At 40.2% G+C, this 16,948-nt stretch carries 16 protein-coding genes and 2 tRNA genes; 8 read left to right on the top strand and 10 right to left on the bottom strand.

All coding sequences use genetic code 11. The features are described 5' to 3' along the window. Positions 1 to 6: 6 nt before the first annotated feature. Together xylA and xylB are read right to left on the bottom strand one after the other, a co-directional pair. The gene (gene xylA, locus AN389_RS08245; RefSeq protein ID WP_055019579.1) at positions 7 to 1,326 is read right to left on the bottom strand and encodes a xylose isomerase; all 1,320 of its coding nucleotides are present in this window, start codon (positions 1,324 to 1,326) and stop codon (positions 7 to 9) included. 30 nt (positions 1,327 to 1,356) lie between these two features. Then, on the bottom strand, positions 1,357 to 2,814 hold the full coding sequence (gene xylB, locus AN389_RS08240) for a xylulokinase (protein WP_055019578.1): 1,458 nt from the start codon (positions 2,812 to 2,814) through the stop codon (positions 1,357 to 1,359). A 162-nt stretch (positions 2,815 to 2,976) separates the two neighbouring features. On the opposite strand from xylB, the gene AN389_RS08235 reads away from it, so the two are divergent. Together AN389_RS08235 and AN389_RS20660 are read left to right on the top strand one after the other, a co-directional pair. Continuing rightward, a complete protein-coding gene (locus AN389_RS08235) occupies positions 2,977 to 3,711 on the top strand; it encodes a Gfo/Idh/MocA family protein (protein ID WP_235575962.1) in 735 nt (244 codons plus the stop codon). Between the two features lie 39 nt (positions 3,712 to 3,750). Continuing rightward, on the top strand, positions 3,751 to 3,933 hold the full coding sequence (locus tag AN389_RS20660) for a hypothetical protein (RefSeq protein ID WP_235575961.1): 183 nt from the start codon (positions 3,751 to 3,753) through the stop codon (positions 3,931 to 3,933). Positions 3,934 to 3,995: 62 nt separating this feature from the next. Here AN389_RS20660 and AN389_RS08230 read toward each other — a convergent pair whose 3' ends face one another. Beyond that, positions 3,996 to 5,606: a glycoside hydrolase family 43 protein gene (locus AN389_RS08230; protein WP_055019577.1), complete on the bottom strand. Its 1,611-nt coding sequence runs from the start codon at positions 5,604 to 5,606 to the stop codon at positions 3,996 to 3,998. Between the two features lie 210 nt (positions 5,607 to 5,816). Here AN389_RS08230 and AN389_RS08225 point away from each other — a divergent pair, with 210 nt between their 5' ends. Then, positions 5,817 to 6,857 (top strand): LacI family DNA-binding transcriptional regulator, encoded by a 1,041-nt coding sequence (locus tag AN389_RS08225; RefSeq protein ID WP_055019576.1) that lies wholly within the window; start codon positions 5,817 to 5,819, stop codon positions 6,855 to 6,857. A 59-nt stretch (positions 6,858 to 6,916) separates the two neighbouring features. Then, positions 6,917 to 8,320 (top strand): sugar porter family MFS transporter, encoded by a 1,404-nt coding sequence (locus AN389_RS08220; protein ID WP_408003051.1) that lies wholly within the window; start codon positions 6,917 to 6,919, stop codon positions 8,318 to 8,320. A 170-nt stretch (positions 8,321 to 8,490) separates the two neighbouring features. On the opposite strand, the gene AN389_RS08210 is transcribed toward AN389_RS08220, so the two are convergent. The 4 genes from AN389_RS08210 to AN389_RS08195 all read right to left on the bottom strand — a co-directional run bounded on the left by AN389_RS08210 (position 8,491) and on the right by AN389_RS08195 (position 11,192). Next, positions 8,491 to 8,567: transfer RNA gene (locus AN389_RS08210), tRNA-Val, on the bottom strand. Positions 8,568 to 8,612: 45 nt separating this feature from the next. Next, positions 8,613 to 8,689 (bottom strand) — tRNA-Val (locus AN389_RS08205). Positions 8,690 to 8,803: 114 nt separating this feature from the next. Next, a complete protein-coding gene (locus tag AN389_RS08200) occupies positions 8,804 to 9,850 on the bottom strand; it encodes a DUF3080 family protein (protein WP_055019574.1) in 1,047 nt (348 codons plus the stop codon). Continuing rightward, a complete protein-coding gene (locus AN389_RS08195; protein WP_055019573.1) occupies positions 9,843 to 11,192 on the bottom strand; it encodes an MATE family efflux transporter in 1,350 nt (449 codons plus the stop codon). The genes AN389_RS08200 and AN389_RS08195 overlap by 8 nt, the downstream gene beginning before the upstream one ends. A 128-nt stretch (positions 11,193 to 11,320) precedes the next feature. Here AN389_RS08195 and AN389_RS08190 point away from each other — a divergent pair, with 128 nt between their 5' ends. Then, positions 11,321 to 11,947 carry a riboflavin synthase gene (locus tag AN389_RS08190; protein WP_055014324.1) on the top strand — a complete coding sequence of 209 codons (627 nt, stop codon included), beginning with the start codon at positions 11,321 to 11,323 and terminating at the stop codon, positions 11,945 to 11,947. Here the strand turns inward: AN389_RS08190 and AN389_RS08185 are convergent. Both AN389_RS08185 and AN389_RS08180 read right to left on the bottom strand, forming a co-directional pair. Beyond that, positions 11,944 to 12,147 (bottom strand): CPXCG motif-containing cysteine-rich protein, encoded by a 204-nt coding sequence (locus tag AN389_RS08185; protein WP_055019572.1) that lies wholly within the window; start codon positions 12,145 to 12,147, stop codon positions 11,944 to 11,946. The genes AN389_RS08190 and AN389_RS08185 overlap by 4 nt on opposite strands. A 195-nt stretch (positions 12,148 to 12,342) precedes the next feature. Continuing rightward, the gene (locus AN389_RS08180; protein WP_055019571.1) at positions 12,343 to 13,206 is read right to left on the bottom strand and encodes a fructosamine kinase family protein; all 864 of its coding nucleotides are present in this window, start codon (positions 13,204 to 13,206) and stop codon (positions 12,343 to 12,345) included. Between the two features lie 109 nt (positions 13,207 to 13,315). On the opposite strand from AN389_RS08180, the gene AN389_RS08175 reads away from it, so the two are divergent. Continuing rightward, positions 13,316 to 14,008: a hypothetical protein gene (locus tag AN389_RS08175; RefSeq protein WP_055014321.1), complete on the top strand. Its 693-nt coding sequence runs from the start codon at positions 13,316 to 13,318 to the stop codon at positions 14,006 to 14,008. A gap of 49 nt (positions 14,009 to 14,057) precedes the next feature. Here AN389_RS08175 and AN389_RS08170 read toward each other — a convergent pair whose 3' ends face one another. Then, positions 14,058 to 14,423 carry a DUF3718 domain-containing protein gene (locus AN389_RS08170; protein ID WP_055014320.1) on the bottom strand — a complete coding sequence of 122 codons (366 nt, stop codon included), beginning with the start codon at positions 14,421 to 14,423 and terminating at the stop codon, positions 14,058 to 14,060. 250 nt (positions 14,424 to 14,673) lie between these two features. Here AN389_RS08170 and AN389_RS08165 point away from each other — a divergent pair, with 250 nt between their 5' ends. Both AN389_RS08165 and AN389_RS08160 read left to right on the top strand, forming a co-directional pair. Further along, positions 14,674 to 15,459, top strand: coding sequence for a hypothetical protein (locus tag AN389_RS08165; RefSeq protein WP_055019570.1), 786 nt, complete (start codon positions 14,674 to 14,676; stop codon positions 15,457 to 15,459). Positions 15,460 to 15,559: 100 nt separating this feature from the next. Continuing rightward, a complete protein-coding gene (locus tag AN389_RS08160) occupies positions 15,560 to 16,942 on the top strand; it encodes an amidohydrolase (RefSeq protein WP_055019569.1) in 1,383 nt (460 codons plus the stop codon). The last annotated feature ends 6 nt before the right edge of the window (positions 16,943 to 16,948 follow it).

The following is a 16,948-nucleotide window of genomic DNA, read 5'->3' as shown; positions in this document are numbered from 1 at the left end:
ATGTCCTTATACGTAGCGGTTAACAATATTCTCAAGCAGCTCTTGTCGGCCAGAAACTTGCTTAGGATCGATGTTGTTCTCGTGTACTAAGGCTGAAAGGCTTTCAAGTGATTGCTCACCATTTAAAATGCTTTGACCTAGGTCTTCTTTCCAACCAGCGTAACGTTTTTCAACAAAATCAGTCAGCTCGCCTCCTTCAATCATTGCTGCTGCATTGAGTAATGCTTTAGCCATCGTATCCATACCGCCAATGTGACCAATGAATAAATCATCGCGTTCACACGATTGACGACGAAGTTTAGTATCAAAGTTAAAGCCACCGGTTGTAAAACCGCCATTCTTTAAAATTTCGTAAACGACAAGTGTGCACTCAGCTACATCATTAGGGAATTGATCTGTATCCCATCCGTTTTGCATATCACCACGGTTAGCATCAATACTACCCATAATACCTTCAGCGCAAGCAACGGCAATTTCGTGGTGGAAGCTATGACCTGCAAGTGTTGCGTGGTTTGCTTCAATGTTTACTTTAATTTCGTCTTGTAAGCCGTGTTTGTGTAAAAAGCCTGCAACCGTTGCTGTATCGTAATCATACTGGTGCTTAGTTGGCTCTTGTGGTTTTGGCTCAATTAATAATGTGCCTTTAAAACCAATTTTTTTCTTGTGTTCTACAACCATTTTCAAAAAGCGTGCGTACTGTTCGCTTTCTTGTGCAAGGTCTGTATTTAGTAGTGTGTCATAACCTTCACGACCACCCCAAAGTACGTAGTTTTCGCCGCCTAAACGATGCGTTATTTCCATTGCATGTTTAACTTGTGCTGCTGCATATGCATACGTATTAGGATTAGGGTTTGTTGCACCACCGGCACAAAAACGCTGATTTGAGAATAAGTTAGCAGTACCCCACAGTAGTTTTACACCTGTGCGCTGCATTTCTTTTTCGATAATGTTAGCTATGTGCGTTACGTTATCGTGGCTTTCTTGTAGTGTTTTTCCTTCAGGGGCAATATCAACATCATGAAAACAAAAGTAAGGAACGCCTAGTTTTTCGAAAAATTCAAAGGCTACTTTTACTTTTTGTTCAGCAAGTTCTAATTGATTGCCTACAGGTTGGATCCAAGGGCGGTCAAATGTACCTTCACCAAAAATATCAAACCCTGTAGAACAAAAGTTATGCCAGTAACAGGCTGCAAAACGTAAATGTTCTTTCATTGTTTTGCCAAGCACTACTTGGTTTTCGTCGTAATAACGAAATGCAAATGGGTTTTTAGAGTTTTCACCCTCAAATTTAATTTTTTCAACGTTTGTGAAAAATTGCTCGCTCATATTGTGCTCCATTAATTTTATAATAGTGTTTTAAAAGTATGTTTTTACACTTTGATAAAGTGCTTTGTATGTTGTGTATTGCTGTGCGTAAAAATCTTGCATTACTGGATTTGGTTCAATGGTTTGCGTTACTTTGCCGTTAACGCATACATGTTGTGCTGGGAGTTGTGTTACTGCTATTCGAGCAAGTCTTGCAGCGCCAAATGCGGGGCCAACTTCTGAGCCTTCTCGGTAAATTAGGGGGCGGTTGAGTACACTTGCGATGATTTTTCCCCACAGTGAGCTTTTAGCGCCACCACCAATAACGGTTACATCGTCAATTTGTGCACCAGCATCAAGCAGTACTTGTTGGCCATCGGCAAAAGCAAAGGCAACACCCTCGAGTACTGCACGGCCAAGGGTTGCTGCATCGGTATCGCTGTCTAAACCAAAAAATACGCCTTTGGCATCGGGGTTATTGTGCGGCGTGCGCTCACCTGTTAAATAAGGCAAAAATATCACTGAGCTTGGTTTGCTAAAGTCGCATTTACTTACTTGTTCAAGGAGTGCGCCTTCGTTTTCAAAACCGGTTAATTTAGTGACCCAGGTTAAGCAGCTCGCTGCGCTTAACACCACTGACATTTGATGCCAGGTGTTTTCAATGCAATGACAAAAAGTATGTACAGCACCTTCTGGGTTAGGCAGGTATTTTTCGTTGGCAACAAAGTAAACGCCCGAAGTACCTAATGATAAAAACGCTTGCTTTGGTTTTACAACGCCAACACCTGCAGCGCCTGCGGCATTATCGCCACCGCCTGCAACAACAGGTACTTGCTCCATTCCCCATTTAGCTGCAACTTGGGCTGTTAATTTGCCCGTAATTTGTGTGCCTTCAAAAAGGGTAGGCATGTGTTGCTCTGCTAAGTCGCAGGCGCTAAGCATTTTTTGAGACCATGCTCTCTTTTCTACGTCTAGCCACAGTGTGCCCGCTGAGTCAGACATGTCTGATGCAAAATCGCCGGTCATTAAAAAGCGTAGGTAGTCTTTTGGTAGTAATACTTTGGCTACTTTTGCAAAGTTTTCTGGTTCAAACTCTTTTAACCACACCAATTTAGGTGCAGTAAAACCAGGCATTGCTATGTTGCCGGTGATATTACGAGAATTTGGTTCGCGTTTTTCAAGCTCTACACATTGTGCTGCACTGCGCCCGTCGTTCCATAAAATGGCTGGGCGAATAATATTATTGTTTTTATCAAGCAGCGTTGCGCCATGCATTTGCCCAGAAAGGCCCACAGCCTTTACCGATTTTAGTAATGCAGGGTGAGTCTTTTTAAGATCCTCGATTGCACTACAGGTAGCAAGCCACCAATCTGAAGGGTTTTGCTCAGAAAAAAGTGGTGCTGGGCGTGAAACGCTTAAAGACCCACTTGCTTGAGCAAGCAATTGGTCTTGCTCGTCTAAAATAATTACTTTTACACCTGAAGTGCCTAAATCGATACCAAGGAACATAAATGTTGTGCTTAATGTTGTTTTAGTGTTAGCGCTAACATTAATGATTTGATATTGTTAAGTCAAGCTAGTTTTAAACTATGTTTAACAATTAATTTGCAAGTTTATTGCTTGATTGTTGGAGTTCACTTAAATTTCTTTTTAAGATCACAAGGAAACACTATGAAAAAAATAAACTGGGGTATTGTTGGTTGTGGCCGAATTGCTGCACAATTTTGTGAAGACTTAGCACATACAAATAATGGTGTTGCGTACGCGGTTGCAGCAAGAAATGGGGATGATGCAACCGCTTTTGCGAGCAAGTATGGTGCGGCCAATGCCTACGAAGGGTATCAGGCATTATTTGACGATAAAAATGTGGATGTAGTTTACATTGCGACCCCGCATAACTTTCACTTTAAAAATGCCAGCGATGCTATTAAAGCAGGTAAGCATGTATTGTGCGAAAAGCCCATTACGGTTTCGGCTGAAGAGTGTAAGCAGTTGTCTTTACTGGCTAAAAAGCACGACGTATTTTTAATGGAAGCCATGTGGACGTACTTTTTACCTGCAATACAAAAAGCAAAAAAATGGGTAGAGCAAGGGCGAATTGGCACTATTAAACATGTTAAAGCTGACTTTGGCTATCCTGTGCCTTTTAATCCCAATGGGCGTGAATACAACCCAGATTTAGCGGGCGGTTGTTTACTTGATATGGGAATTTATCCGCTTGCCATTACCAATTACTTTTTAAATAACGACCTTGAAAACTTACACGTAAGAGCAAATATTCGCTACAAAGGCGTGGAAGACGATGTACTTATTACTGCTAATTGTGGCGATGTAATGGTGAGCTTAGCAACGTCATTTCAATGCCGGTTAGGGAATGGCGCGTATATTATTGGCGACAAAGGCTAAATAAAAATACCCGATGCATTTAGGGCTTATGAGTGCTCTTTGTATGAGCTTGATGATTTAATTGAGCATTTTGAAGATGGCAGGCTGTCACAAGGTTATAGCTTTGAAGCCCAAGAAGTAGGGCGCTTACTGAGCGAAAATAAACGAGAGAGTGACATTATGAGCTACTCTCAAAGTTTACTTTTACAATCACAAATGGAACGTATTAAAGCCCTGTTTTAAGAAAACTTTAAAATGGTTTTATATTAGCTTCTAATAAACTAACAAACTTAACTGGCGGCGATTTATTCGCCGCTAGGTTCGTCATAATTAAAAAATGAAAAGTGAGCTTCTTTATTTCTCCCCGATAAGTCTTGGCACGCCATACCAACAAAAGCGCCGGTAAAACACGGGCGATACCCTTGTGGTGATTGCTGCACGTAATCATCAGATAAAATACTGCCATCGAGCACTGGACCAAACTTTATCCAGCAGTTTTCCTCGGTGGCGTAGTAAAACTGCAGCTGAGCGCCATTAAAATCAGCTTTTAAGTAAACAGGTTTGTTTGTTTTAAGCAAAAGCGGTGCAACAGGCGTGCTTGTTTGGTATTTATCGCAGCTTATTATATTTAAATAACGTGGTGTGGTTTCATCGCCTTCATCGCCGCCGCTTATATGCAAATAGTAGTAATGAGCGGTGTTGTAATAACATACTAGCCCCGCCATTTGCTGAAAACTGCTCGGCGCAAAATCAACGCATGTGCTGCTAACAGTATGATGAGCCTGTACACGCCTGGTAATAAAACTTTGCTGATGCAATGAGCTTAAAGACTCTTTTCCCACTAGGGTGAGCGATGCTTTTTGAGTATTTTTATACACCCAGCTTTTGCACATGGGCATACGCAATGACTGAAAATCAACAGTCAGATCATCTTTACTAAAATCAATATGTGTTGTGGGTTGCGGCTGTGGGTTTAGTGTTAAACCTTCAACGGGTACGTGTATTCTGGGGGCTTTATTTGTGTGTTTTGCATAAGGCCAGCCATCATCTTTCCAGATTATTTGCTCAATCCCTGTTTCACGCCCTGTAATGCAGCGGCCACGCTCAGACAGCGGTCTTGATGTTAAAAATACCGTGTACCAATCACCGGTTTGTGTTTGAAAAAAATCTCCATGGCCACATTTTTGTAGCGTATTACTCGGCTCGTGGGCTGCTGTAATAACGGGGTTGTGCGGGTGTACTTGGTAAGGGCCAAATACGTTTTTAGCACGCGCTACACTAATGCAGTGTTCATACCCAGTGCCACCTTCAGCGGTAATTAAATAGTAGTAATCGCCACGTTTTAAAATATGTGGGCCTTCAGTGCAACCAAGTTCTGTGCCTGAAAATATAGGTTTAACATCGCCTATTAATTTATTGGTTTTTAGGCAAAGCTCTTGCATTACTATACCACCAAATAGTGCGTTATTACGGTGATCAACCAGCATGTTTAACAAATAGCTTTTACCGTCATCATCGTGAAAAATAGACGGATCAAAACCGCTAGAATTTAAGTAAGTCGCTTGTGACCAGTTACCGGTGATATCAGTGGTTGATACAAAATAGTTTGGTGTGTCTTTGTAAGGGCCATCAAAGCTTTTTACATTGGTATATACCAAATAAAAACGGCCATTATTGTAACTAAGTTGCGGTGCCCATACGCCGCAAGAGTCGGGCACTCCTCGCATATCGAGTTGCTCTACGGTGTTAAGTGCTTGGCCTATAACTCGCCAATTTACTAAATCGGTAGAGTGGTGAATTTGCACACCGCCAAACCATTCAAATGTTGAAGTGGCTATGTAGTAGTCGTTATTAACTCTGACAATGTTTGGGTCTGGGTTAAAGCCTCTTAGAATTGGGTTTTGCAGCATGCTCATAATATAGGCCTTTTTAAGTTTTTTATATTATTGGGTGTGAATATTATAAATCCGTTGTTAGCGCTAACATTTTCAGTGTAGTATAAGACTTTGTCAATAAGTAATCATTTAAATGCGCTGTAAACAATATCAAGCTTTACAATTATGTATAATGAAAATTAAGAAAGTTAATTATAACAATCCACTGATTGTGAGTAGGTAATAACAGTAATGGCCGATCCTAAAAGAGCAAGAATACAAGATGTAGCCGAGCAGGCTGGTGTATCAATGATGACGGTTTCGCGTGTGCTCAACCAAGACAAAAAAGTAAGCGACAAAACCCGCGAAAAAGTAATGGCTGTTGTTGAGCAATTAAACTACCGGCCAAATGTGTCTGCTAGGCGCCTTGCTAGTACTAAGTCATTCTTTTTAGGGCTTTTATACGATAACCCAAGTGACTCTTACATAAGCCAGTTTTTATTGGCAGCGCTTAAAAAATGCCGCGCACTGGGCTACCACCTTGTTGTTGACGAAGCGCATACCGATATTGACAAAACAATTGAATCGGTAAAGCAACTTATTGATGTTACACAGGTTGATGGCATGATTTTACTGCCACCTATGTGCGACAACGAACAGGTTTTAGATGTGCTTACTAAAGCTCAAGTGCCATTTGTAAGAATAACGCCAGATACAAAATTAAATCGCTCCCCTTTTATATGCATGGACGATTATCAAGCGGCGTTTGATGTTACAGAGCATTTAATTAATCAAGGGCATAGCAAAATTGCACATATTATTGGCGACACTAAACAAGGTGTAAGCCGTTTGCGTTACCAAGGTTATTTAGATGCGCTGCGCTCTAATAAAATAATAACGCCACCTGAGTATATAGAGCAGGGCAGTTTTACCTATCAATCGGGCATGGAAGCGGCAATAAAATTACTTTCGCTTGATGATAAACCAACGGCTATTTTTGCAGCTAATGATGATATGGCAGCCGCTGTAATCTCAATAGCTCAAAAACAAGGTATTAATATTCCAAGCGACCTGTCGGTTGTGGGCTTTGATGACACGCAACTTGCAACCATAGTTTGGCCAAATATTTCTACGGTAAAACAGCCCATTAATGAAATGGCTGAGCTTGCGATTACTTTACTTGCATCGGGTCAGTATAACGATTTAAGCAATGTAAAAAGCTTAGACTTAAGACATATTTTAGATTTTGAATTAATAGAAAGAGAATCAAGCTCAACCAATAAAAACAACTAAATAAGCACACCCTTTTGAGCTTCAAAATCTATATAAAATAACAACAACACACAATATGGATACTTATGAACGAGAAAGAAAATGTACTTTTAATCGTACTGGTTTGCTTTGTTGCGACCATTGGCGGTTTTTTATTTGGTTTTGACAGCGGCGTAATTAACGGCACTGTTGATGGATTACAAACGGCGTTTGGCTCCAGTAGTGCGGGTACGGGATTTAACGTATCGAGCATGCTAATTGGTTGTGCCATTGGTGCGTTTTGCGCAGGTCGATTGGCTGATAAATTTGGTCGGCGTCCAATTTTACTTTTTGCCGCTGCTTTATTTATTATAAGTGCTTGGGGCTCGGGTGTGTCAGTCACATCGTTTGAATTTGTGATTTATCGCATTTTAGGCGGCTTAGCTGTAGGGGCTGCATCGGTTATGACCCCAGCTTATATTAGCGAAATTGCCCCCGCACGATACAGAGGCACGCTCTCTACACTTCAACAAGTGGCTATTATATTTGGTTTGTTTAGCGCATTTGTGAGTAACTATTTTTTAGCAAATACGGCTGGCGGCTCTACGGCTATATTTTGGCTCGACTTTGAAACATGGCGTTGGATGTTTTGGGTTGAGTTATTACCTGCATGCTTGTTTTTAATCGCTTTATTTTTTATCCCTGAAAGCCCACGATACTTAATTATGGCTGGTAAAAAAGACGCTGCTGCACGTGTTTTATCGTCATTATATGGTGCTGAAACTGCCGCTCTTAAATTAAATGAAATAGCAGAGTCTCTTGCTGGCGATAAACACCAACCTAAATTATCTGATCTTATTGATAAACCTAAAAAACGTTTACGCCCCATTGTTTGGATAGGAATTGGCTTAGCTACATTTCAGCAATTAGTCGGCATTAACGTTGTTTTTTACTACGGCGCGGTACTTTGGCAAGCAGCCGGTTTTACTGAATCTGACGCGTTACTTATTAATATAATAAGCGGCTTTGTAAGTATTTTAGCAGTGTTTATTACCATGTATTTTATAGACAAAATTGGCAGAAAACCTTTTTTGTTAACCGGCTCAATTGGTATGACGGTGACACTTTCTGTTATTGTTTATGCCTTTTTAAACGCAGATATTGGCTCAACAGGTAACTTAGAACTAGGAGAGCAGGGCATAGTTGCTTTAATAGCCGCTAATGCGTATGTTTTCTTTTTTAACTTATCGTGGGGCCCTGTAATGTGGGTTATGTTAGGCGAAATGTTCCCTAACCAAATTCGCGGCTCTGGTCTTGCAGTTGCCGGCTTTGCCCAGTGGATAGCTAACTTTTTAATTACCTGGTCGTTCCCTGTTATGCTCACAGGCATTGGTTTAGTTGGGGCTTATGGTTTTTACGCATTTTGTGCGTTTGTTTCAGTCATATTTGTATTTAAGTTTTTACACGAAACTAAAGGCAAAGAGCTTGAACAAATGAAAGGGTAAATATTACCCCTTTAATAAGCGCCAAAAATATTTCGAAGGGGAGTAGTTTTGGTACAACTGAGTGGATTCGAACCACCGATTTCGGCGTGGGTCATAGAGAGTAGGTATCGCGCTAACCAACTGAGCTACAGTCGTAAAAATATATATTTATTCAAAAGGAAGAATAGTTTTGGTACGACTGAGTGGATTCGAACCACCGACCTCTACCATGTCAAGGTAGCGCTCTAACCAACTGAGCTACAGTCGTATAAATAATAACTTAATTATATTTATTCATAGGGAAGAATAAATTTGGTACGACCGAGTGGATTCGAACCACCGACCTCTACCATGTCAAGGTAGCGCTCTAACCAACTAAGCTACGGTCGTATTACCTAATTAAGATGCGGTGAATATAATTTACCAGCGGCCGCTAATATATAGCGTGGTGAGTGGTGAATCAAGCAAGTTTGTTGCTTTTAGGTTTATTTGCCGTTTTTTTATTCATATTGGGCTGATTTCACACGTTTTATAAAAGTTTTGCCACCAGGTTACGTGTTTTTTGGCTGAGCCTTTAAGTTGGTTTAATAGATTATTTTGCGAATTCTGCGCTATCAAAATGTTTATTTGGCTATTTGTTATGGGTTCGTCAAGCCAAAGTTGGCTATACAGAGGTAATAGTGTTTCAAGGTAGCCTGCTAAATTAGCCTGATAAGGCTGTATTTCTTTGAGGTAAAACTTTTGGAAGACGTGGCTAACTATTGTCGCTACTTTTTTATTTTTTCCTGCTGGGCATATCTCATCAATTGATTGCGACTGAATAAATTGCGTTGCTGAATTATTAAATGCTATTTGCAAACGCGCAGAGTAAATAAGTAATTGGTTAAAACGGTACTTGTTAAGCTGCTCTAACGCGTTAAATATGTCTGCGGAGTTGATTTTTAAATAGTGTTTATTGAGTATGTGGCGCTTTAACTGTGCAAGCTTCTGCATGGCCGCTACGGTGTCGCTATACCCAGCCGGCGCCACAGCAAGCTCTGCGCTGCTAGCTTGCCACGTGTTTTTAAGCTCTAATTCGTTATACAGCATTAAATTAAAGTAGTGGTTTAGTGTTTGCTCTTTTTGCGCTTTTGCATTTAATAGGGTTTTGTAAATGTTTGAGTCAGGCTTAAGTGTGCTTAAGCACTGCTGCGCATTTTGCACAAACTCTATTTGATACTTTAAAACACTGGCATAGCCTGCCGTTTTGCCTAGCTGATTATTATGCTCGCTAATAAGTAAGCTGAGTTTACAATGGCTTAGACTGGCAAGTTCGACCAAGCTGATAGTGCTGCCTTTAGTAAGCGTATTTTGGGGTAATAGCGGGCTAATTGGAGCAGGCTTACTTAAGCTTGGGGCCTGGATTTCAAGGGTATTACTTAAGCGTTCTGTGTATGTTTGATACGTGGTGCTGGGCGCTTTTGAACACCCAGCAAGCACGGCGCAACACACAGCTAATAAAAAGCTTAACCATGTTTTGCTAAATAATAATGTAAGGGCTTTTTTATACAAATGGCGCCTGCTTTAATCGCTTATTAACGGTGAAAATAAGCCACACAGCAGCAACGGTTAAACCAAAAATAATACCTATCCAAAAACCGTGCGGCCCCATGGCGGGCACAATTAAATCTGTTCTTCCTAATACGTAGCCTAAAGCAAAACCGATTAACCAGTACGATATAAACGTGATATACGATATAGGCTGAGTATGCTTTAAACCCCTTAATATGCCATTGGCAGCGACTTGCAGTGCATCAGGAATTTGATAAATACAGGCTAAAATCATAATAGAGCTAGCTAAGGCAATAACAGCAGGGCTGTCGGTGTATAGTTGGCTTATTAAATTGCGGCCAATAAAGGTTATAAATGCTAAAAATAACGCTATAGCAATGGCTAATATGTAGCTAGTCGATATAGCAGTTTTTAATTGGCTTAAATGGTTTTGACCAAATAAATTACCAATACGAATACTAATGGCGATAGATAAGCTCAGTGGCATCATAAATAATAATGCAGTTACGCTTCCTGCAATTTGATGGCCCGACACTGCAACAGCGCCTAAATGTGCAATAAACAAAGGTATGCACGCAAATAGCGTAATTTCAAAAAAGGTGGCCAACGAAATGGGTATACCTAATTTAGTAATAATGCCAATGGTTTTAATATTGGGCTTTTCAAAATTTGCCAGCAGGGCTTTTGCATCTATTTTTTTACTAAACTGGCAATAGGTTACTTGTGCAACAGCCATTACAGTTAGTACCAATGCCGTAGCAATGCCACACCCCGCACCGCCTAAAGCTGGTAAGCCAAATAAACCATTTATAAAAATATAGTTAGCCGGAATATTAACGCCAAGGCCCAGCAAGCTGATATAAAAAGCCGGTTTTGTCATCCCCATGCCTTCGGTCATATTGCGATAAACAGTAAAAATTAAAAAACCAAAGGCGCCCCATTTCACAAAATGAATATAGTCATGCGCAAGGCTTGCAATAGCGGGGGTTGTATCGAGTTTTAAAATAACAATATCGGCTAGGTTGGCGATACCAAAACCAATTGTGCTTAAAATTGCGGTTAAATACAGTGCTTGCTGAAAATAATGGCTAATGCCTTTTTTATCATTAGCACCTGCAAATTGGGCAATAATCCCAGTTAACGCGAGCAAAATACCTTGCAGCGCTAGTAATAACGGGTTCCATATACCGGTTGCAATCGATAGCGCAGCTAAATCTGTGGGGCTTACTTGGCCTGCCATAATAGTGTCGACCACCGACATTAAAACGAGTGTTACTTGTGCTAAAAATACAGGTACGGCAAGGGTAATTAAACGTTTGGCTTCCCAGCTACTAAAGGTCATAAAAACAGCTATTTGATAAAACAGGGCGCAATTGTAATCGATTGTGTTTCAAATAAAAATCACTGTAGTGAATGATTTTACCCGTTGATACGTTAAACTAGCACTTTGTAATAATTTTAAGTGATTTTATGTTTACAGGAATCGTTCAAACTCAAGCCACTGTTGTATCTACCACACATACTGAAGGGGTTTTACGCTTGGTTGTATCGGTAGGTGATGAATACGTTAAACACCTTGATTTAGGGGCCAGTATTGCAATTAATGGCTGTTGCCTAACAGTGGTTAAAGTAGAATTAAGTAACCATGATGTAGTGGCACAAGTGCACTTTGATGTAATCGATGAAACATTATTACTTACCAATTTAGGCAAGCTTGCAGTAGGTAGTTTAGTCAATTACGAGCGTTCAGTCACTTTTGGTACTGAACTAGGTGGCCATATTGTATCTGGGCACATTCACTGTACTGCCCAAATCAAGCAAATAGTCAAAGAGCAAAACAACTGTAAAATTCAGTTAAGCCTACCGTCTAAATGGCAAAAGTATGTTTTATACAAAGGCTTTGTAGCAATAAATGGCGCAAGTTTAACCGTGGGCGAAATTGACGAGCAGGGATTTTGGTTACACTTGATCCCCGAAACGCTGGCCATTACAAATTTAGGTAACGCACAAGAGGGTGATGAACTAAATATAGAAGTTGATCAACAAACTTATACTATTGTTAACACGGTAGAAAATTACTTACGCCACCAGGGCTAAAAAATTTGCTCATCGTCGCTGTCTATGTGTAACTCTAATTTTTTATGAGCATGGTCTATATGCATATTTAAATGAATAGGGTTACAACAGGCATTGCATTCTTCAATGTAGTCTTGATCTCCCATGCTTGCGTCGATATCTAGGTGTATGTGGTTGCCACAGTGAGGGCAGGTGATACGTTGTGATAAAAAATCTTTCATAATCACTCCAATAGTACCAAGGTAAGAATTAACTTGTTGATACGCATTAATTAAGTTGTGCGGTTATACTAGCAACAACTTGATGGCTCAAAACTGAACTAAACAACAAGGTATTGAGCCTTAATTACATCCTTTTAACTATAGTGCTGAAGCGACGTTTATGACAGTAACTTTACGCCTTAGAAGCATTATTATTTAAAGCGATAGCAGCGTATCAATATGTTGCTTAGCTTGAGTAAGGTAATGCCCTGCAAAAATATTTGCGTGATTTAAAATAGGGTAAAGCTGGTATATCGCTTTACGCTTATTATAGTTATCGCTTAGTGGGTATTGCGCGTTATAGGCGTTATAAAAATCATCTGGTAAGGGGGCAAATAGCTCACTCATTGCGATATCGACCTCGCGGTCACCGTAATAGCATGCTGGGTTAAACAAGGTGGGTACATTTTTAATAAAACCCATATTTCCACGCCAAAAATCACCATGTACTAAAGAGGGCTGAACTACATGGCTATGTAGTTGCTCTTTTACCAAGTTAATTAATAGCTCAGGCTCAACAAGCTCAATACCTTTCTCGGCTAATAGTTGAAGTTGCCAGCCTATACGCTCTTCTGCGTAAAATAAATCCCACTTTTTATGCCATTGGTTTGGTTGCACGGTTGTGGCTAGGTAGTTATCTTCGTCAAATCCAAACATTGCTTGGTCGTGCTTTTGATGCAGCATAGCCAGTTGCTTTCCCATATCGTGCCAATGAGTGTGGGGCTGTTTATCAAGTACTAACCACTCAAGTACAATAAACGAAAATTCAATATTAGCACCTGTTACAATGCAGTCAGGTACCATAAAAACACTATTTTGGGTAAGCTGTTTAAGCCCAATCGCTTCGCTTTCTAGACGATCTAGCTCGTTTTTGAGGGCAATTTTAACCAGGTAATTGTGCTTACCATCAGTTAATTGATAGAGTTTATCGGTATTTGTACTTTGCAGCTGGCGTTTGTAAGTATGTTTAAAGTCATAATGAATGGCTTGGCTAATGTGCTCGTTTACTGTTTTCCACATATCAATTGCTCGCCTTTTAAACAGATACTTAAACTATGGCAAAAAAGTATTAATTTAACAAACTAATCGTTGTAAAATTAACGATATAAAAAATGCTTATGGAGTAACAATGAACAAAAGTTTTATCACCAATTTGCTTGCGGTTTTGTGTGTCGTGATAGGCTACTTTTTTAACCAAGCTATTGTGTTATCGGTGGGGTTATTTGCGCTATCTGGAGCTGTCACAAACTTATTGGCTGTTCATATGTTATTTGAAAAGGTCCCTTTGTTATACGGCTCGGGCGTTATTGCTTTAAAATTTGAAAGTTTTAAAGTGGCTATTCGTAATTTAATTTTGACTGAGTTTTTCTCAGAGCAAAAAATTAATAATCTACTTAACAAAGCACAACCTAATATCGACTTTGAAGGTATTATTACTAAGGTTGATTTAAACCCTGCGTTCGACAACCTACTGCACGTGATAGAGCAATCACAGTTTGGTAGCATGCTAGGTATGTTTGGCGGCACAGAGGCAATAGAGCCAATGCGAGAAAAGTTTATTGAAAAAATGCAGCTATCACTTGCGCAAATTAGCCAAACAGACGATTTTAAAGCGCTAGTAAACGATACGTTGTCGCAAGGCAATAGCGCACAAAGCTTACATGCTACGGTACTTAAATTAGTTGATGAGCGTTTAAATGAACTCACCCCTAAAATGGTTAAAGACATTATTCAAACGATGATACGTGAGCATTTAGGTTGGCTAGTAGTGTGGGGCGGTGTGTTTGGCGGTTTATTTGGCTTAATTGCGGCCATTATTTAATAAACTAAGCCTGCTTACAAAGCAGACTTAGTTTTGTGTTACCGCCATACTATTTTGGCCCTGTGATAATGACTTTTTCTGGGTTGTTCGACTTAGCTAAATCTTTAATTGATGTGCGAGTACTGGTATCAATATTTAAATAATTAGCGCTTTTATCAAGGTTATACAAACTAACAAAGTCGCCCATTGATAAGTTATTACAGTGCAGTTTTTTGCTCATTACCGCTTTGCTTATATTTAAATCGCGTAACGCTTTACGCAAACTGTACGATTTATTCGCTGCAACAGCCATACAAGCCTGTGTACCTGGCGAAGAATCGGCCGCGATAAACTGCGTTGCTAATGCTGGTTTTGCGATTAATAAAGTTGCCCCTAGTACCATAGTTGTGCAAAAAGTCGCTTTTAACGTGTTCATAATTAGTCCTCATTGTTTGTGGTTCAGCTTTATTATTGAGCGATTTAAACTAAAAAGCTGTTAACCAAACGCAACAAGGTGTAAGCAGGTATGTTTAAAAATACACATTTAACCTAGGTGACTGAATTTAAGCCCTAATAAGTGTGTTTTTTGACACACTTAGGTAAAATTATTTTACAGCTACTGACATATTTTCTCAGCCTGCTATCATCGCCCCCAATATTTACGCGCTTAATTTTTAGGAGAATCAGTGAGCAAAACGTTAGCCAGCTATTACCAGCAAGCGTATGCCTGCGAGCACAAACATTTTAACCAATGTTTTTATTGTGGGTGCGAAGCCACAGAGCGCGACCATTGCCCGCCCCTGCACATGTTACAGAGCATTATTGATTTAGGCGAAGAGGCCGATTTTATATCAATTGCAGCATGTTACGAGTGCAATGCCTTATTACATAATGAAAGGCTAATGACAATAGATGAGCGCTTTACAAAACTTAAAAAAAAGCTCTCTAATAAGTATGCTAAAGCGCTGCGTGTTTATAACATGTGGGAAGAAAACGAATTAAGCGAAATGAGCGATGAATTTGCGCACAGCATTCAAGCGGGTATGAAATTAGGTAAAGAGGCATCTGAGCGTTTAGCATTTACAGGCTTTACCTATGCCACCGAAGAAGCCCGTGTAACCGTACGCGAAAAAACCAAAGAGTTTGATGTAGAAGGCACCGTTTTTACCGACTTTAAAGAGGCATTAAATTACTGTATTAACGAGCTTAAAGTTCAAAAAAGTGATTTTTATAAAATACTGGTTGAGGATTATAATGGCGATTTTAACAGGGCGCTTAGCCAGTATCGTCATCGCCATAATAAAGTAACAACAGCAAGCGATGGCAATAGTTTAATTAAGGATTTTGCTAAGCAACATAAGCAAAACTCAGACTTTGTGACACGCACGGTTAAACACTTTATAAACAAAGATCCTTCCCTTACTACCGAAGCCGCGCTAGAAAAGTTGTATAACAATTATATAAAAAAATAATGACAGCCGTTTAACTCAATTAATCGCTTTTTTACCTGTTTTTTTAGCTTTATTACGCCGCTTTAGCTAAAGTAGCAAAAAAACAGGAGAACCTAACAACATGCAAAAATTTGCACCCTCAATGTTAGCAGTTGGTTTAGCTGCTGCGCTTGTTGGTTGCCAAGAAAACGGCCCGCAAGATGCAAAAATCACCATTAATAAAAACCCATACCCAAGCACTTACACACCGCTGGCAAGTAAAAGCACTTTAATTACCAATGCAACCGTACTTACCGGTACAGGCGAGCGTTTAAATGATGCTGATGTACTACTTGTTGATGGTAAAGTACAACAAGTAGGTAAAGACTTATCGGCCAATGCAGATATAATCATTGATGCACAGGGTAAATGGGTTACCCCAGGTATTATTGATGTACACTCTCACTTAGGTGCCTACCCAAGCCCATCAGTTGAGTCTCATCAAGATGGTAACGAAATGACCAGCCCAAATACTGCCGAGGTGTGGGTAGAGCATTCTGTATGGCCTCAAGATCCAGGCTTTAACCGCGCCCGCGAAGGTGGTATTACTTCACTACAAATTTTACCAGGTTCAGCTAACCTATTTGGCGGGCGTGGCGTAACACTCAAAAACATTCCTGCGCATACAATGCAAGCAATGAAATTTCCTGATGCACCTAATGGCTTAAAAATGGCCTGTGGTGAAAACCCAAAACGCGTATATGGCCGCCAAGGTACTTTACCTTCAACCCGTATGGGTAACATGGCCGGCTACAGAATGGCATGGGCAGAAGCACAAGAGTACAAACGTGCATGGGACAAGTACGACGCTGATTACGAAGCAGGCTTAAACCCACAAGCACCGGCTCGCGACATTAAGCACGATACACTAAAAGCGGTTATTGAAGGTGAAGTGTTAATTCATAATCATTGTTATAAAGCTGAAGAAATGGCAATGATGATCGATCTGTCAAAAGAATTTGGCTATCACGCAGGTACTTTCCATCACGGTGTAGAAGCTTATAAAATTGCAGATTTACTGGCTGAAAATGGTTCGTGTGCTGCACTTTGGCCAGATTGGTGGGGCTTTAAAATGGAAGCCTACGACATGGTTCAAGAAAACGTAGCTATTGTTGATGCGGTAAAAAATTCGTGCGCTATTGTGCACTCTGACTCAGACACCACTATTCAGCGCTTAAACCAAGAAGCGGGTAAAGTAATGTACCGTGCAAACGAAAATGGTTTTGATATTTCGGAGCAGCACGCAATTAAGTGGATCACTTCTAACGCGGCTAAATCATTGGGTATTGAAGATAAAACGGGTTCGCTTGAAGCAGGTAAGCAAGGCGATGTTGTTATTTGGAACCAAAACCCATTTAGCGTTTACGCAAAAGCTGAACAAGTATTTATTGATGGCGCAAAAGTTTACGATAGAAACGACAGCGCATTTCAGGCACAAAGTGATTTTATGTTAGGCCAACAATAAGGAGCC

The organism is Pseudoalteromonas sp. P1-7a (assembly GCF_001401855.1).
In the GTDB taxonomy this organism is placed as follows: Bacteria; Pseudomonadota; Gammaproteobacteria; order Enterobacterales; family Alteromonadaceae; genus Pseudoalteromonas.
This window is presented reverse-complemented; position numbering and strand designations above follow the sequence as displayed.